Raw genomic sequence first — 15,324 nt, 5'->3', positions numbered from 1 at the left:
GCGTGGTGCGCTTGACACGAAAATCGAACATCCATTCTCATGGGGTTCCGGCCCTGTGATCACACGGGTTCCACCGTGTTTCCGGTGGAGTTATCCACAGGCTGGAAGGACGCCGGGGCCCATTGTCAGTGGCAGGGGTTAGCGTCATTGACGTGAAGCGATCGACTCAAGCAAATCGGGTGGAACCCATGGCAGGAACCGACCGCGAGAAGGCGCTCGACGCCGCGCTCGCACAGATTGAACGGCAATTCGGCAAGGGCGCGGTGATGCGCCTGGGCGAGCGGCCGAACGAGCCCATCGAGGTCATCCCCACCGGGTCGACCGCGCTCGACGTCGCACTCGGCGTCGGCGGCCTGCCGCGCGGCCGCGTCGTGGAGGTGTACGGCCCGGAATCCTCCGGCAAGACGACCCTGACCCTGCACGCGGTGGCCAACGCACAGAAGCTCGGCGGCTCGGTGGCCTTCATCGACGCCGAACACGCCCTCGACCCCGAGTACGCCAAGAAGCTCGGCGTCGACATCGACAACCTCATCCTGTCGCAGCCGGACAACGGCGAGCAGGCACTGGAAATCGTCGACATGCTGGTCCGCTCCGGCGCCCTCGACCTGATCGTCATCGACTCCGTGGCGGCCCTGGTGCCGCGCGCGGAAATCGAAGGCGAAATGGGCGACTCCCACGTGGGCCTCCAGGCCCGCCTCATGAGCCAGGCCCTCCGGAAGATCACCAGCGCGCTCAACCAGTCGAAGACCACCGCGATCTTCATCAACCAGCTCCGCGAGAAGATCGGCGTCATGTTCGGCTCCCCGGAGACCACCACCGGTGGCCGGGCCCTGAAGTTCTACGCCTCCGTACGCCTCGACATCCGCCGCATCGAAACGCTCAAGGACGGCACCGACGCGGTCGGCAACCGCACCCGCGTCAAGGTCGTCAAGAACAAGGTCGCGCCCCCCTTCAAGCAGGCCGAGTTCGACATCCTCTACGGCCAGGGCATCAGCCGCGAGGGCGGCCTGATCGACATGGGCGTCGAGCACGGCTTCGTCCGCAAGGCCGGCGCCTGGTACACCTACGAGGGCGACCAGCTCGGCCAGGGCAAGGAGAACGCCCGCAACTTCCTCAAGGACAACCCGGACCTCGCCAACGAGATCGAGAAGAAGATCCTCGAAAAGCTCGGCGTCGGTGTCCGGCCGGAAGCCCCGGCCACCGAAACCACCAAGGACGCCACCACCAAGGACGCCACCGCCGAAACCGCCCCGGCGACGGACACGGCAGCCGTGCCCGCCCCCAAGGCCAAGACGGCCAAGGCCGCCGCTGCCAAGAGCTAGCGATGACCCGCAGGACCGAGTGGGCCGACCCCGAGGAACCGAGCCCCCAGCGGGCCCGATCCCGACGGGGCGGCCCGGACGGAACGGGCGACGGCACCACCTCGACGAGAGCCGAGAAACAACCGCCGCCCCAGGACCCGGCCGAGCGGGCGCGGGCAATCTGCCTGCGCCTGCTCACCGGGACCCCCCGCACCCGCAAACAACTCGCCGACGCCCTGAAGAAACGGGAAATCCCCGACGACATCTCCGAAGACGTCCTCTCCCGCTTCGAAGAGGTCGGCCTGATCAACGACGCCGCCTTCGCCGACGCCTGGGTGGAATCCCGCCACCACGGCCGCGGACTCGCCCGCCGCGCCCTGGCACGCGAACTGCGCACCAAGGGCGTCGACGCCACCGTCGTCGACGAAGCAATCGCCCAACTCGACTCCGACCGCGAGGAGGAAACCGCCCGCGCCCTCGTCGCACGCAAACTGCGCTCCACCCGCGGCCTCGACCGAGACCGCCGCCTGCGCCGCCTCGCCGGCATGCTCGCCCGCAAGGGCTACCCGGAAGGCATGGCCCTGCGCGTCGTCCGGCAGGCACTCCAGCAAGAAGGCGAAGACGCCGACGACCTGTACGAAGCCTGACCCGCACAGGCCGCCCGGCAACCGCCGGCACCCCGGGCATCCCGTCCCTGGCCACTCACCCGGCCAGGGACGCCACACCAGCCCACCCAACCGCACCAGCCGGAGCACCTCGCAGAACGAGCGAGGCCCACACCCCGCCGCAGGTCAGCCAACCGGTCCCGTCACCGGCAAACCCGCCGCACGCCACGCCTGGAAACCACCGATCAGATCGGTCGCCCGATACAGCCCCAACTCCCGCAAAGACACCGCCGCGAGAGACGACGCATACCCCTCATTGCAGACCACCACCACCCGCAACGCATGGCTCGTGGCCTCCGCGGCGCGATGACTGCCCTGCGGATCGAGCCGCCACTCCAACTCATTGCGCTCGACCACCAGGGCCCCCGGAATCAGACCGTCCCGCTCCCGCAGCGCCGCATACCGGATGTCCACCACAAGGGCCCCCCTCGCGGCCTCGGCAAACGCCTCCTGCGGAGACAACCGGTCAAGACCCGATCTGGCCCGTTCGAGAAGCTCATCGATTCCCACCGGCCGGCCACGTTCCGCACTCAACTCCAGTCCTCCGGACGCTCGACCTGCTCGACCCTCAGCACCGCGCCCGTCCGGCTGTACCGCCGGATCAGCGGCAGCGGCGGATAGTAGGCGTGCACCGAAATCGCATGCCCGGTCCCCGACTCGTTCCGCACCTGATGCACATGATGCGGCCCGAACGCCCGGCCGCTGCCGGCCCCCAACTCCCTTGAACGGTCCACCCCTTCGGCCAGCTCCAGCGTCTTCCAGCCCTCCGTGGGCAGCCGGGCCGCCAGCGAGTCCTCACGCAGCGCGCCCGCCGCCGTCGCGAAGGCACCGTGAGAGCCACCGTGATCGTGCCAGCCCGTACCGGTACCGGGCGGCCAGCCGATCAGCCACGCCTCACTGCCGCCCGGCCCGTCGAGACGAATCCAGGTGCGTCCCTCTTCGTCGAGGGGGAGCGAGGCGACCAACGCGGCATCCGCAGCCGTGCGTTGGGCGAAGTCGAGCAGTGCCGCCTCAGTGGGGGCGGGCACCGATGTACTGACAGGTGTGGGTACGAGGAGCGACACAGCAGACCGTCCTGAGGGAGTTCGCGAAGGCGCGCGTACGGCCGATCAGCGGCACAAGGGCGCTGCGGCACGGCGCGAAGGAAAGGCGAATCAGCAGGACGGGCGACACACGCAGCCCGCATAGCGGACGAGGTCCATATGGACCCTCCGCCACAGGCGCACATCGGTGTCGGTCACGCTCGGGAGTAGACCATGAGCGGCCGTGCCGGTCAATCGGCGTCCGGATGACGGATATCAGATGACGCACATCGACCGTCAGACGTCGAACGTACGGCACCGGCAGCCAGGCAGCGACGGTCAGACATCGCCCATCAAGCACCGGCCATCAGACATCGGCCAGCACGTCACGTGTCACTCCGCCCTCCGCCCCACCACCTGCCCCACCTGCGCGGCACCAGCACCCTCAACCCCGCCACCACCAACACGGTCGGCCCCAGACCCAGACCCAGACCCGGCAGGGTCCCCCTCGCCCCGCCCCACCCCACCCCGTACCGCCTCGGCGGCAGCGTACAGATCCACCGGGTGCACGCCGTTGAAGGCCGCGACCAGGTGGCCATCGGGACGCACCAGAAGGACGGCATGAGCGGGCGCACCCGGATAGGCCTCGGCGACCAACAGCTCGGCATCGAGCGGCAGCTCGGCCACCGCCGCCGTCAAACGGGGCATGACCCCCGCCGTGAGCCAGTGCCGACGGTCCCAGACCGCGGTGCCCGGCGCGACCAGAACCACCAGAAGCCTGCCCCTGCCCAACCGGTCCCGCAGCGCGACCACACCACCGTCCGGCGCCGTCACCGGCACGTCCGAGACCGGCGAACCCGCCGCCGTACCCACCGCGATGTGCGACTCGGCAGGCGCGGGCGCGAGAGGCGAATCCGGATGGCCGTCCGGCGCCCCGAGCGGACCGCGCCCCAGATGCCCGTCGGCCACCAGCGCGTCGTGAGCCCGCGCGGTACCCGGAATCCACCCGCGCAGCCCCGCCCCGCCCCGCAGCACCGGCAACGACTGGTCGGCCGCCCGCAGCCGTGCCGCCACCGCCGTCCGCCGCTCCGCCTGATAACTGTCCAGGAGCGCCTCGCACGGGCCGTGGTGCCAGGCACGGGCCAGCTTCCACGCGAGGTTCCGCGCGTCCCGCAGCCCCTCGTCGAGGCCCTGCGTCCCCAGAGCGCCCAGCAGATGCGCGGCGTCCCCGGCCAGGAACGCGCGCCGCACCCGCCAGCGCCGCGCGAGCCGGTGATGCACCGTGTGGACCCCCGTGTCCAGCAGCTCGTACTGCGGCGTCCCACCGCACCAGCCGCCGAGCGTGTCCCGCACCCGCCCCACCAGGGCGTCCGGCGTGACCAGGTCGGCACGCGGCGGAAGCAGCCAGTCCAGCCGCCAGATCCCGCCCGGCAAAGGACGGGCCGTCACCTCCTCGCCACCCGCCCGCCACGGCGGCAGCCGGTGCAGCAACGCCTCACCGGGCCACGGCAGTTCGGCCCGCAGAGCCACCACCGCCTGACGCTCCACCGCCGTACGGCCCGCGAAACGGACATCGAGCAGCTTGCGGACCGTGGAGCGGGCACCGTCGCAGCCGACCGCATAGCTGCCCCGCCACCACGTCGCACCCGGCCCCGACGTGTGCGCGGACACCCCCTGCGCGTCCTGCTCCAACCGGTCCAGACGGCTGTGCGTGACCAGACGGACCAGCCCGGACGCCGCAAGGGCCGCACGCAGCCCCCGCACCAACTCGTGCTGCGGCACATGCACCGGCGACGGCCCCCCGTCCCGGCCCTCACCGAACTCCACACGGCGCAGTAGGTGACCGCGCCTCATCGACCGCCAGGCCACCCAGCCGACACCGTCGCCCACCACGGCCGGACACCCCAGCCCCGCCACGAACGCGGCGACATCCGGGCGCAGCACGACCGTACGGACCGGACGCGGCTCCTCCGGTCCCGAGCCCTCGTCCAGAACCACGGACGGCACACCCTGCGCCGCGAGGGAGAGCGCCAGCACCAGGCCCACCGGACCGGCGCCGACAATGATCACCGGGTCCACGGCGTGACTCCCGAGGAACGTCGGAACGGCTTGCAGGTGGCGCGGGGAACCCGGTGCACGATCACAGAACGTATGCAACCCACTGCGCGTGCTTGCGTCAAGTGACGGAGGCAGCGACGCGGGCGTCACTGCCTCATATGCCGTCAGTTCGTCGCGTCAGGCACCCCATCGGCCCCCACGGGCCCCTCGGCCGCCACCGCGGCGCCAGGACCAACGGCAGGACCGGCTGCGGTACCGGCACCGGCGAGCGGAGCGGCGGCCGCGCCCACGGAGATCCCCGTCTTCGCCCGTCGCCCGCGCTTCTCGATCCACGTGGCGAGCGCCGCGAGCAGCAGACACATCGCCACATAGATGGTGCCGATGACCACAATGGTCGACACATACGGGTACGCGCCGTTGACCTGCGTGTTGCTCGCGATCAGCCGGGCCGTCTGGAGCAGCTCCGGATACAGGATGATGAAACCGAGCGACGTGTCCTTGAGCGTGACGACGAGCTGGCTGATGATCGTCGGCAGCATCGCACGGACCGCCTGCGGCATGAGAACACTGGCCATCACCTGCGTCTTGCTCATCCCCAGGGCGTACGCCGCCTCCCGCTGCCCCTTGGGCACCGAGTTGACGCCGGCCCGCAGTACTTCCGCCTGGACACAGCCGTTGTAGATCGACAGGCCGAGCGCCAGCGCCCACATCGAGTAGTCGGTGAGGAAACCCACCCACACCCCGTAGATCGTGATGAGCAGCGGGATGGAACGGAACAGCTCGATGAACGCCGTCGCAGCCCACCGCACCGGCTTGTGGTCGGACAGCCGGGCGACGGCCAGGACCACGCCCAGCACCAGCGAGCCGACGGCCGCGAGACCGAACGCCTTCAACGTGGCGAGCACCGCGTCGGCGATGTTCTGCCGGATGCCCTCGTAATTGAAGATGTCCCACATGCCGTAGTCGAGGTCGCCCTTGTCCGAGAGCCGGACGACGGCGACGACGGCCAGACCGAGCAGGACGACCGTGCCGACGACGGCATAGATCCGGTTGCGGACGACGGCCTTGGGGCCGGGGGCGTCATAGAGAACGCTGGCACTCATCGGGCGACCTCCATGCGGCGCTCAAGGAGACGGAAGAGGCCACTCATCGCGAAGGTGACGATCAGATAGCCGAGGGCGACCCAGATGAAGACCGGCACGATGTCGTACCCGTCCTCGCTCATCAGTTTCTGCCAGCCGAACAGCTCGGTCACACTGAAGGCACCGGCGATCGCCGAGTTCTTCGTGAGCGCGATGAAGATGGAACTCAGCGGCGGGATCACCGTCCGGGTGGCCTGCGGCAGCACGATCAGGCCCAGCGTCTGCGGGAAGCTCATGCCGATCGAGCGGGCGGCCTCCGCCTGGCCCAACGGCACCGTGCTGATACCCGACCTGACGGCCTCGCACACGAACGACGCCGTGTAGAAACCGAGCGCGAGCGAACCGAGAAGGAACGGGCTCATCCCGGGGAAGAAGATCTCCGGCACGACGAAGAAGGAGACCAGGAAGAGCAGCGTCAAAGGGGTGTTGCGCAACAGCGTCACCCAGGCGGTGCCGAAGAAGCGCAACGGCGGCACCGGGGAGACCCGGAAACCGGCGAGCAGCAGTCCGAGCACCAGCGCGATGACCGAGCTGACGACGGTGATCTCCACCGTGCCTATGAAGCCGTCACGGAAATCCGCGAAATGGTCGAGCAGTACGTTCATGAGGTCTCCGCGTCGGCGGGCAGCGGCTGGGTCGTCGGACAGGGCCGGGGCGCCCCGTACCGGGTACGGGGCGCGTCAAACGGCTGAGGGGTTGAGCGGGTTGAGCGGTTGTCGTCGGTGCGGCTGCCGTCAGTAACGGACGACGGCCGGCGGGGCCTGGAAGGTGGAGCCGGACAGGCCGAGCGTCGCGTCGTAGATCTTCTTGTACGTGCCGTCCTGCTCGTGCTTCTCCAGCGAGGAGTCGACGAAGTCGCGCAGCGCCTTGTCGTCCTTGTTCATGCCGATGCCGTACGGCTCCTCGGTGAACGGCTTGCCGACCACGCGGAGCTTGCCCGAGTTCTTGGCGGCGTAGCCCTTGAGGATCGCGTCGTCGGTGGTCACCGCGTCGACCTGCTTGGTCAGGAGCTGCTGCACGCAGTCCGAGTACTTGGACAGCTCGACGACGGAGGCGCCGTACTCGGGCTTCTTGATCTCCTGCAGCGGCGTGGAGCCGACGATCGAGCAGACCTTCTTGCCCTTGACGGAGGTCTTGCCGGTGATGGAGGTGTCGTCCTGGCGGACGAGCAGGTCGGCGCCGGCCTTGTAGTACGGTCCGGCGAAGCCGACCTGCTGCTTACGCTTGTCGTTGATCGTGTAGGTGCCGACGTAGTAGTCGACCTGGCCCTTGGAGATCGCGGTCTCGCGCACTCCGGAGTCGACGGTCTTCCACTCGATCTGGTCGTCCTTGAAGCCCAGGTCGGCGGCGATCATCTTGGCGATCTCGACGTCGAAGCCGGAACGCACCCGCGTCGACTGGTCCTCGAAGCCGAGGTAGGGCTGGTCGGCCTTGGAGCCGATGATGAGCTTGCCGCGGGACTTGGCCGCCTTGAAGGTCGGCGAGTCGAGGGTGACGTTGGAGGCCACGGTGTACGTCGGAAGCTTCGGCGCGTCGCTGGCGCCCGGCTGTGCGGACTGCTTGTCACCGGCGGAGCCGGACTTCCCGCCACAGGCGGTCGCGGTCAGAGCGAGCGCGGCGATCGCCGCGACGGCGGCGTACTTGCGGAGCATCATGGCGAACATTCCTTGCGTCGTTGGTCGTTGATCGTCATCGGTCGGCCGTCAAGTGCGCGGCGGCGATGGACAGTTGACAATGGATCTTTGCCATCTGTCATCTGTCGTCGGCTGTCCGCCACCTGCTCGTGGCCGGTCTTGCAGCCGTCTTGCGGCCGACTGCCGCCGACGGTGCCGGCTGGTGCCGGCGGTGCCGGTGGTGCGCGTCAGTGGTGCAGGATCTTCGACAGGAAGTCCTTGGCCCGGTCGCTGCGCGGGTTGCTGAAGAACTGGTCGGGCACGGCCTCTTCCACGATCTTCCCGTCGGCCATGAACACGACCCGGTTGGCCGCCGAGCGGGCGAAGCCCATCTCGTGCGTGACGACGACCATCGTCATGCCGTCCCGCGCCAGCTGCTGCATGACTTCCAGGACCTCGTTGATCATCTCCGGGTCCAGTGCCGAGGTGGGCTCGTCGAAGAGCATCACCTTGGGGTCCATCGCCAACGCCCGCGCGATCGCCACGCGTTGCTGCTGACCGCCCGAGAGCTGCGCCGGATACTTGTCGGCCTGGGTGCCGACGCCGACCCGGTCGAGCAGGGCGCGCGCCTTCTGCTCCGCGGCCCCCTTGTCGGTCTTGCGGACCTTGACCTGGCCCAGCATCACGTTCTCCAGCACCGTCTTGTGCGCGAAGAGGTTGAACGACTGGAAGACCATGCCGACATCGGCACGCAACCGCGCCAGCTCCTTGCCCTCCTGGGGCAGCGGTTTGCCGTCGATCGAGATCGCCCCGGAATCGATCGTCTCCAGGCGGTTGATGGTGCGGCACAGCGTGGACTTCCCGGACCCTGAGGGCCCGATGACGACGACGACCTCGCCACGGGCGATGGTCAGGTCGATGTCCTGGAGCACATGCAGCGCGCCGAAGTGCTTGTTGACGTTGCTCAGCACGACCAGGTCACCCGACGCGGGTACGGCGTCCTCGGTCCCCTTGGCCACTGATACTCCGCTCATCGGCTTCTTGCTCCGTCCTCCTCGGTTGGGGAGGAACGTAGTAGTGAGTTGTGACCAGCGTCATTACATCTGAGCGGAACTTGAGCATAACGATCCGGTCGCGTGGCGGCACTCTCGGTGAGCGCGCACCCCCGGGGAGTACCGGCTCCGTAACGGATGGTGCGAAGGGGCGGGCGCCCCCTTGACCGAAGCGGTGACCATAAGCATGGATTCGGGAGTACATGTCGAGGCGCGGTCGGTGAACACGCGAAGACGAAGCAGACACAGCGAAGACGCAGAAGCAGACACAGTGAAGACGCATCTGCGGATCCGGCGCGCATCCAGGGATCAGAGGGACCGGTGAGGGGGGCCATGAGACTGCTGCTCGTCGAGGACGACGACCATGTCGCCGCGGCCCTGTCCGCGGTGCTCGCCAAGCATGGCTTCGAGGTGAAGCACGCGCGCAACGGCGAAGAGGCACTGCAGGCCCTCCTGCCGGACGAGCACAGCGCCAAACCACCCTTCGGTGTGGTCCTGCTCGACCTCGGCCTGCCCGACCAGGACGGCTACGAGGTCTGCGGCAAGATCCGCAAGCGCACCGCCACCCCGGTGATCATGGTGACGGCCCGTGCCGACGTCCGGTCGCGCATCCACGGACTCAACCTGGGCGCCGACGACTACGTGGTCAAGCCGTACGACACCGGCGAGCTCATCGCCCGCATCCACGCGGTCATCAGACGTCCGCCGCCGGGCGCCGCGCCCGAGCCGGACGACGCCGAACTGCGCCTGGGCCGCGTCCAGATCGAGCTCCCCACCCGCCGCGTCAGCGTCGACGGCGAGAGCGTGCAGCTGACCCGCAAGGAGTTCGATCTGCTCGCGCTGCTCGCCCAGCGCCCGGGTGTCGTCTTCCGCCGGGAACAGATCATCAGCGAGGTGTGGCGCACCAGTTGGGAAGGGACCGGCCGCACCCTCGAAGTGCACGTCGCCTCCCTGCGCTCCAAACTGCGCATGCCCGCGCTGATCGAGACCGTGCGCGGCGTGGGCTACCGGCTCGTCGCGCCGGCCGCCCGCTGAGACCCCGAGCAGACCGGTGCGTACCCGCCTGCTGCCGCTCCTCATCTTCCTGCTCGCGCTCGTCCTGGTCGCGTTCGGCTTTCCGCTGGCCCTCAGCGTGGCCCACGCGGCGCAGCAGCGGGTCGTCGTCGACCGGATCGACGACACCGCGCGCTTCGCCGCGCTCGCGCAGTTCGTCACGGCGCCCGACGGCAACGACGCCAACAGCGCGGAACGGCTGACCACCCTGGAGGAGGAACTCACCCGCTACTCGACCCTGTACGGCATCAAGGCGGGCGTCTTCTTCCGCAACGGCAGCGCCATGGCGAGCGCCCCCGCCGGCTGGCAGGTCCCCGCCAAGGGCCAGGGCTACGTCGCCTTCCACGAGGCCCTTGCGGGCCGCCGCAGCCACGACCCGGCCCAGGTGTGGCCGTGGCAGGAGGGCCGCCTCGTGGTCGCGTCGCCCGTGGTGCGCGAGGGCGACGTCATCGCGGTCGTCGTCACCGACTCGCCCACCGGAAGCATGCGTTCCAGCACCCTGCACGGCTGGCTCCTCATCGCGGCCGGCGAGCTCGCGGCCATGCTCCTCGCGGTCGGCGCGGCGTTCCGCCTGACCGGATGGGTGCTCAGACCCGTACGCGTCCTGGACGCCGTCACCCACGACATCGCCACCGGCCGCATGAACTCCCGTGTCGCGGCCGCCGGCGGACCCCCCGAACTCAGAAGGCTCGCCCACTCGTTCAACGAGATGGCCGACAACGTCGAGGAGGTCCTCGAACAGCAGCGCGCCTTCGTCGCCGACGCCTCGCACCAACTGCGCAACCCGCTGTCCGCGCTGCTCCTGCGCATCGAGCTGCTCGCCCTCGAACTCCCCGAAGGCAACGAGGAGATCGCCTCGGTCCGCACCGAGGGCAAGCGCCTGGCGCAGGTCCTCGACGACCTGCTGGGCCTGGCGCTCGCCGAACACGCCGCCGCCGACCTCCAGCTCACCGACATCGGTGCGCTCGCGGGGGAGCGAGTGGCGGCATGGCGCCCGCTCGCCGAGGACAAGGGCGTACGGCTGATCGCGGACGGCTCGGCCGCGGCCACCGGCTGGGCGGACTCGGTGGCACTCTCCAGCGCCCTGGACGCCGTCATCGACAACGCCCTGAAGTTCACCCCCGCCGGCCAGGAGGTGCGGGCCACCGTCACAGTCGAAGGACCGCGGGTCACCGTCACGGTCAGCGACCGGGGGCCGGGCCTGTCCGACGAGGAGCTCGGCCGCATCGGCGACCGCTTCTGGCGTGCGGGCCGCCACCAGAACGTGAAGGGCTCGGGCCTCGGCCTGTCCATCTCCCGCGCTCTGCTCGCGGCCGGCGGCGGCACCATCGCCTACGCCCACCACGAGCCGCACGGTCTGCGGGTGACGGTCACCGTGCCGCGCACACAGCCCGAGGAGTGAACCCGGGGCGAGCGGGTGCTGCCCGTGGCGCGGCGCCCTCCCGGCGCCGCGCTCAGGGCTTGACCGAGCGGTAGTAGTCGCGGGCCCCGTCGTGCAGCGGCAGCGGGTTGGTGTAGATCGCCGTCCGCAGGTCCACGAGCTGCGCCGCGTGCACCTCGCGGCCGATGCGGTCACGGCTGTTTATCACCGTGCGCGTGAAGCCCTCCGTCAGCGCGGCACCGGTGCGGTCCGTGGTGACGAGCAGGTTCGCCACGGCGATCGTCGGCACGGGCACGCCCCGCTGCGCCCGCGGATAGGCGTCGGCGGGCATGGTCGCAGCCCGGTAGTACCCGGTGCTGCCGTCCGCCTTGTGCAGCGCGGACACCAGGTCGGCGAGCGGGACGAGACGGATCGGGTACGCCTCGGACAACTTGAGGACGGCCGTCGTCGGCAGCCCACCGGACCAGAAGAACGCGTCGATCCGGTGGCCGCGCAGCAGCTCAGGCATGGTGTCGATGCCCGCCGGTACGGGCGTGATGTCCTTCTGCGGATCCAGGCCCGCGGCCGGCAGCAGCCGGTCGGCCAGCAGGCGCACCCCCGAACCGTCCTGGCCGACGGCGACCTTCTTGCCGCGCAGGTCCGCGACCGACCGCACGGGCGAGTCCTTCGGCACCACCAGCTGTACGTAGTCGTCGTACAGCCGCGCGCAGCCGCGCAGATCGTCCGCGCCCGGCTTGTCGTCCTTGCGGAACTTGTCGACGGAGTCGGCCGTCGCGATGGTGAAGTCGGATACGCCGTCGGCCACCCGCTGCAGATTCTGCTGCGAGCCCTCGCTCGTGCGCAGCTGGACGCGGACGTCGGGCAGGTCACTGGCGAGCGCCTGCCGCAGCAGCTCGCCGTAGCGCTGGTACACCCCGGTGCGCACGCCCGTACTGATGTCGATCGTGCCGGCCGGTGACGGGCTGCCGAACGGGACCAGCCACCACACGAGCAGCCCGATCGACACCACGGTGGCCGCTGCCCCTTGCAGGGCGCGCTTGCGACGGGGCCGGGACAGAGCGGGGAGCATGGCTGGATCCTGCCAGTTGATCGCCCGTGAGGACCAGGGGGTGGCGGGCCCCGTACCCTGGTGTGCGAGATGAGTGCGAAGACCTACGAGGTGCGCACCTACGGGTGCCAGATGAACGTCCACGACTCCGAGCGGCTGTCCGGCCTCCTTGAGGGAGCCGGCTACGTCCGCGCGCCCGAGGGCGCCGACGGGGATGCCGACGTCGTCGTCTTCAACACCTGCGCGGTGCGGGAGAACGCCGACAACAAGCTGTACGGCAATCTCGGCCGCCTCGCCCCGATGAAGACGAAGCGGCCAGGCATGCAGATCGCCGTCGGCGGCTGCCTCGCCCAGAAGGACCGCGACACCATCGTGGAGCGCGCCCCCTGGGTCGATGTCGTCTTCGGCACGCACAACATCGGCAAGCTGCCGGTGCTCCTGGAGCGCGCCCGCATCCAGGAGGAGGCGCAGGTCGAGATCGCCGAGTCACTGGAAGCGTTCCCCTCCACGCTGCCGACGCGGCGCGAGTCGGCGTACGCGGCCTGGGTGTCCATCTCGGTGGGCTGCAACAACACCTGCACCTTCTGCATCGTTCCGGCGCTGCGCGGCAAGGAGAAGGACCGCCGTCCCGGCGACATCCTGGCCGAGATCGAGGCACTGGTCGGCGAGGGCGTCTCGGAGATCACGCTGCTCGGGCAGAACGTCAACGCCTACGGTTCGGACATCGGGGACCGCGAGGCGTTCAGCAAGCTGCTGCGCGCCTGCGGGGCCGTCGAGGGCCTGGAGCGGGTCCGCTTCACCTCGCCGCACCCGCGCGACTTCACGGACGACGTGATCGCCGCCATGGCCGAGACCCCGAACGTGATGCCGCAGCTGCACATGCCGCTGCAGTCCGGTTCGGACACGGTCCTCAAGGCGATGCGCCGCTCCTACCGGCAGGAGCGTTTCCTCGGGATCATCGAAAAGGTACGCGCGGCCATTCCGCACGCCGCCATCTCGACCGACATCATCGTGGGCTTCCCCGGAGAGACCGAGGAGGACTTCGAGCAGACCATGCACACGGTCCGCGAGGCCCGCTTCGCCAACGCCTTCACCTTCCAGTACTCCAAGCGCCCCGGCACACCCGCGGCGACGATGGAGGGCCAGATCCCCAAGGACGTCGTGCAGGAGCGCTACATGCGCCTGTCCGCCCTCCAGGAGGAGATCTCCTGGGAGGAGAACAAGAAGCAGGTCGGCCGCGTCCTTGAGGTCATGGTCGCCGAGGGCGAGGGCCGCAAGGACGGCTCCACGCAGCGCCTGTCCGGCCGCGCCCCCGACAACCGCCTGGTCCACTTCACCAAGCCGGACCAGGACGTGCGCCCCGGCGACGTGGTGACCGTCGAGATCACCTACGCCGCCCCGCACCACCTCCTCGCCGAAGGCCCGACGGACGCGGTGCGCCGCACCCGTGCCGGAGACGCCTGGGAGAAGCGCACCGCGGCGCCCGCCGCCAAGCCCGCCGGAGTGCTGCTCGGGCTCCCGTCGATCGGCGCCCCGGCGCCGCTGCCGGAGCCCACGGGGGGCTGCTCGGCCGTGTGAGTCCGGGGCCGCCCGCTCCGCGCGCCCGCCCGCTCCGCGCGGCGGGGCCGGGGCCGCGGAACGGGGCTAGGCTGCGGATCATGCTCGTAGCCGCCGCTGTCTGCCCCTGCCCGCCCCTCCTGGTCCCCGAGGTCGCCGCCGGCGCCGCGCCGGAACTCGACGCGGCGCGCGATGCCTGCGCCGACGCGGTCGGCGTGCTCGCCGCGTCCCGGCCCGACCTCCTCGTCGTGGTCGGCCCCGCGGACGAGAGCGGCACGTTCCGGCACGGCGCGGTGGGCACGTTCGCCGGGTTCGGGGTGGACGTGTCGGTACGCCTGGGCGCCGGTGAGCCCGGGGCGCAGCGCCTTCCCGCCTCGCTCGCGGTCGGCGCCTGGCTCCTTGAGCGGGCCGGCTGGGCGGACGCACCGGTCCAGGGGCACGCCGTGGCCGAGCGGCTGGAGCCGGGGCCGTGCGCGGAGGCAGGCGAGGAACTCGCCTCCAGGGCCGGCCGGGTCGCACTGCTCGTCATGGGCGACGGCAGCGCCTGCCGCACCCTCAAGGCGCCCGGCTACCTCGACGAGCGCGCCACGGCCTTCGACGCCGTCGCCGCGGCCGCTCTGGGCTCCGCCGACATCGCCGCCCTGAAGGGCCTCGACGACCGGCTGGCGCACGAGCTGAAGGCGGCGGGCCGCGCGCCCTGGCAGGTACTGGCAGGGGCGGCGGCCGACGCCGGCCTCGCCGGACGCCTCCTCTACGAGGACGCGCCGTACGGAGTCGGCTACTTCGTCGGCGTCTGGTCCTGAAACCCGGATCGGGTTCCGAGGCCGATGACACCCCGGAGGGCCGTGGAGCGAGCAGCTCCACGGCCCTCCGGCGCGCGTGGTTCACCCCGCGGACGCGGGCGGTGCGCCGCCGACGTCCTCGTGGGTCAGGTGGGGGTCACATGTGTGGGGCACCTGTGAGGTCGTGCGTGGAGCATGTGGTGCGGGGGGACTACTTGCGGGCGCCTTCGCCGGCCTCGTTGTCCGCGGCTTCCTCGGCGGACTGCTGCTTGGGGATCTCGACCCCCTCGGCGGCCACGCCCTCCGCCGCCTCGCCCGCTCCGCTCTCCGTGGCGGCCGCGGCCTCCTCGGACCCCTCGGACGCCTCGGACCCCGCGGGAACGCCGGCCCCCGGGCAGCAGCCCGCCGCGGCGGCGTCGCCCTCGGCCCCAGGCTCCGCCGTCAGCGTGGCGGCCGAGGCCTCCTCGCTCGACTCCGCGACAACCGCGTCGGCCTTACGGCGAAACATCGAAAAAACGCCCATATCTACTCCAAAACGTACTCGTGTGGGCGAAATCCCGGGCCGACCGGAGCGCCTCATTGCGTCGCCCGGCGGCACCGGTCAACAAACCGGCGTTCGGAACCTCGCAACAGGCAACGAACCCAACCGC

At 70.3% G+C, this 15,324-nt stretch carries 15 protein-coding genes and 1 pseudogene; 6 read left to right on the top strand and 10 right to left on the bottom strand.

Annotation, left to right across the window (positions count from 1 at the left end):
- The first annotated feature begins 188 nt into the window (after positions 1-188).
- Positions 189-1,322 (top strand): recombinase RecA, encoded by a 1,134-nt coding sequence (gene recA, locus OG432_RS07030; RefSeq protein ID WP_328308821.1) that lies wholly within the window; start codon positions 189-191, stop codon positions 1,320-1,322.
- Positions 1,214-1,948 (top strand): annotated as a pseudogene (recX, locus tag OG432_RS07025) (recombination regulator RecX); the annotation flags it as partial. The gene recA and the pseudogene recX, both read left to right, overlap by 109 nt.
- A 144-nt stretch (positions 1,949-2,092) precedes the next feature.
- Here the strand turns inward: recX and OG432_RS07020 are convergent.
- The 8 genes from OG432_RS07020 to OG432_RS06985 form a co-directional block, all read right to left on the bottom strand.
- A complete protein-coding gene (locus OG432_RS07020; protein ID WP_328315031.1) occupies positions 2,093-2,506 on the bottom strand; it encodes a rhodanese-like domain-containing protein in 414 nt (137 codons plus the stop codon).
- Positions 2,497-3,030, bottom strand: a complete 534-nt coding sequence (locus OG432_RS07015; RefSeq protein ID WP_328308819.1) for a cysteine dioxygenase — start codon at positions 3,028-3,030, stop codon at positions 2,497-2,499. Before OG432_RS07015 ends, OG432_RS07020 begins: the two co-directional genes overlap by 10 nt.
- Positions 3,031-3,120: 90 nt before the next feature.
- Positions 3,121-3,192 carry a putative leader peptide gene (locus OG432_RS07010; protein WP_309544753.1) on the bottom strand — a complete coding sequence of 24 codons (72 nt, stop codon included), beginning with the start codon at positions 3,190-3,192 and terminating at the stop codon, positions 3,121-3,123.
- A 189-nt stretch (positions 3,193-3,381) separates the two neighbouring features.
- Positions 3,382-5,067, bottom strand: coding sequence for an FAD-dependent monooxygenase (locus OG432_RS07005; protein ID WP_328308817.1), 1,686 nt, complete (start codon positions 5,065-5,067; stop codon positions 3,382-3,384).
- A 143-nt stretch (positions 5,068-5,210) separates the two neighbouring features.
- Positions 5,211-6,149, bottom strand: coding sequence for an amino acid ABC transporter permease (locus OG432_RS07000; protein ID WP_328308815.1), 939 nt, complete (start codon positions 6,147-6,149; stop codon positions 5,211-5,213).
- Positions 6,146-6,793, bottom strand: a complete 648-nt coding sequence (locus tag OG432_RS06995; RefSeq protein WP_328308814.1) for an amino acid ABC transporter permease — start codon at positions 6,791-6,793, stop codon at positions 6,146-6,148. Before OG432_RS06995 ends, OG432_RS07000 begins: the two co-directional genes overlap by 4 nt.
- A 129-nt stretch (positions 6,794-6,922) precedes the next feature.
- Positions 6,923-7,843 (bottom strand): glutamate ABC transporter substrate-binding protein, encoded by a 921-nt coding sequence (locus tag OG432_RS06990; RefSeq protein WP_328308813.1) that lies wholly within the window; start codon positions 7,841-7,843, stop codon positions 6,923-6,925.
- 206 nt (positions 7,844-8,049) lie between these two features.
- Complete coding sequence (locus OG432_RS06985) at positions 8,050-8,835, bottom strand: amino acid ABC transporter ATP-binding protein (RefSeq protein ID WP_328308812.1); 786 nt, start codon at positions 8,833-8,835, stop codon at positions 8,050-8,052.
- Between the two features lie 351 nt (positions 8,836-9,186).
- Here OG432_RS06985 and OG432_RS06980 point away from each other — a divergent pair, with 351 nt between their 5' ends.
- Complete coding sequence (locus OG432_RS06980; protein ID WP_328308810.1) at positions 9,187-9,888, top strand: response regulator transcription factor; 702 nt, start codon at positions 9,187-9,189, stop codon at positions 9,886-9,888.
- Between the two features lie 16 nt (positions 9,889-9,904).
- Positions 9,905-11,308, top strand: a complete 1,404-nt coding sequence (locus OG432_RS06975; RefSeq protein ID WP_328308808.1) for a sensor histidine kinase — start codon at positions 9,905-9,907, stop codon at positions 11,306-11,308.
- A 52-nt stretch (positions 11,309-11,360) separates the two neighbouring features.
- On the opposite strand, the gene OG432_RS06970 is transcribed toward OG432_RS06975, so the two are convergent.
- On the bottom strand, positions 11,361-12,356 hold the full coding sequence (locus tag OG432_RS06970; protein ID WP_328308806.1) for a TAXI family TRAP transporter solute-binding subunit: 996 nt from the start codon (positions 12,354-12,356) through the stop codon (positions 11,361-11,363).
- Between the two features lie 69 nt (positions 12,357-12,425).
- Here OG432_RS06970 and miaB point away from each other — a divergent pair, with 69 nt between their 5' ends.
- Both miaB and OG432_RS06960 read left to right on the top strand, forming a co-directional pair.
- Complete coding sequence (gene miaB / locus OG432_RS06965) at positions 12,426-13,913, top strand: tRNA (N6-isopentenyl adenosine(37)-C2)-methylthiotransferase MiaB (protein WP_328308804.1); 1,488 nt, start codon at positions 12,426-12,428, stop codon at positions 13,911-13,913.
- Positions 13,914-13,993: 80 nt separating this feature from the next.
- Positions 13,994-14,695 carry a class III extradiol dioxygenase subunit B-like domain-containing protein gene (locus tag OG432_RS06960; RefSeq protein ID WP_328308802.1) on the top strand — a complete coding sequence of 234 codons (702 nt, stop codon included), beginning with the start codon at positions 13,994-13,996 and terminating at the stop codon, positions 14,693-14,695.
- 190 nt (positions 14,696-14,885) lie between these two features.
- Here OG432_RS06960 and OG432_RS06955 read toward each other — a convergent pair whose 3' ends face one another.
- Positions 14,886-15,182: a hypothetical protein gene (locus OG432_RS06955; protein ID WP_328308801.1), complete on the bottom strand. Its 297-nt coding sequence runs from the start codon at positions 15,180-15,182 to the stop codon at positions 14,886-14,888.
- Positions 15,183-15,324 lie beyond the last annotated feature (142 nt).

Source organism: Streptomyces sp. NBC_00442, from assembly GCF_036014195.1.
Classification (GTDB): domain Bacteria; phylum Actinomycetota; class Actinomycetes; order Streptomycetales; family Streptomycetaceae; genus Streptomyces.
This window is presented reverse-complemented; position numbering and strand designations above follow the sequence as displayed.

Coding starts and splice junctions, on each gene's coding strand:
- recA (WP_328308821.1), top strand. CDS start 189: ATGGCAGGAACCGACCGCGAGAAGGCGCTCGACGCCGCGCTCGCACAG.
- OG432_RS07000 (WP_328308815.1), bottom strand. CDS start 6,149: ATGAGTGCCAGCGTTCTCTATGACGCCCCCGGCCCCAAGGCCGTCGTC.
- OG432_RS06995 (WP_328308814.1), bottom strand. CDS start 6,793: ATGAACGTACTGCTCGACCATTTCGCGGATTTCCGTGACGGCTTCATA.
- OG432_RS06990 (WP_328308813.1), bottom strand. CDS start 7,843: ATGATGCTCCGCAAGTACGCCGCCGTCGCGGCGATCGCCGCGCTCGCT.
- OG432_RS06985 (WP_328308812.1), bottom strand. CDS start 8,835: ATGAGCGGAGTATCAGTGGCCAAGGGGACCGAGGACGCCGTACCCGCG.
- OG432_RS06980 (WP_328308810.1), top strand. CDS start 9,187: ATGAGACTGCTGCTCGTCGAGGACGACGACCATGTCGCCGCGGCCCTG.
- OG432_RS06970 (WP_328308806.1), bottom strand. CDS start 12,356: ATGCTCCCCGCTCTGTCCCGGCCCCGTCGCAAGCGCGCCCTGCAAGGG.
- miaB (WP_328308804.1), top strand. CDS start 12,426: ATGAGTGCGAAGACCTACGAGGTGCGCACCTACGGGTGCCAGATGAAC.
- OG432_RS06960 (WP_328308802.1), top strand. CDS start 13,994: ATGCTCGTAGCCGCCGCTGTCTGCCCCTGCCCGCCCCTCCTGGTCCCC.
- OG432_RS06955 (WP_328308801.1), bottom strand. CDS start 15,182: ATGTTTCGCCGTAAGGCCGACGCGGTTGTCGCGGAGTCGAGCGAGGAG.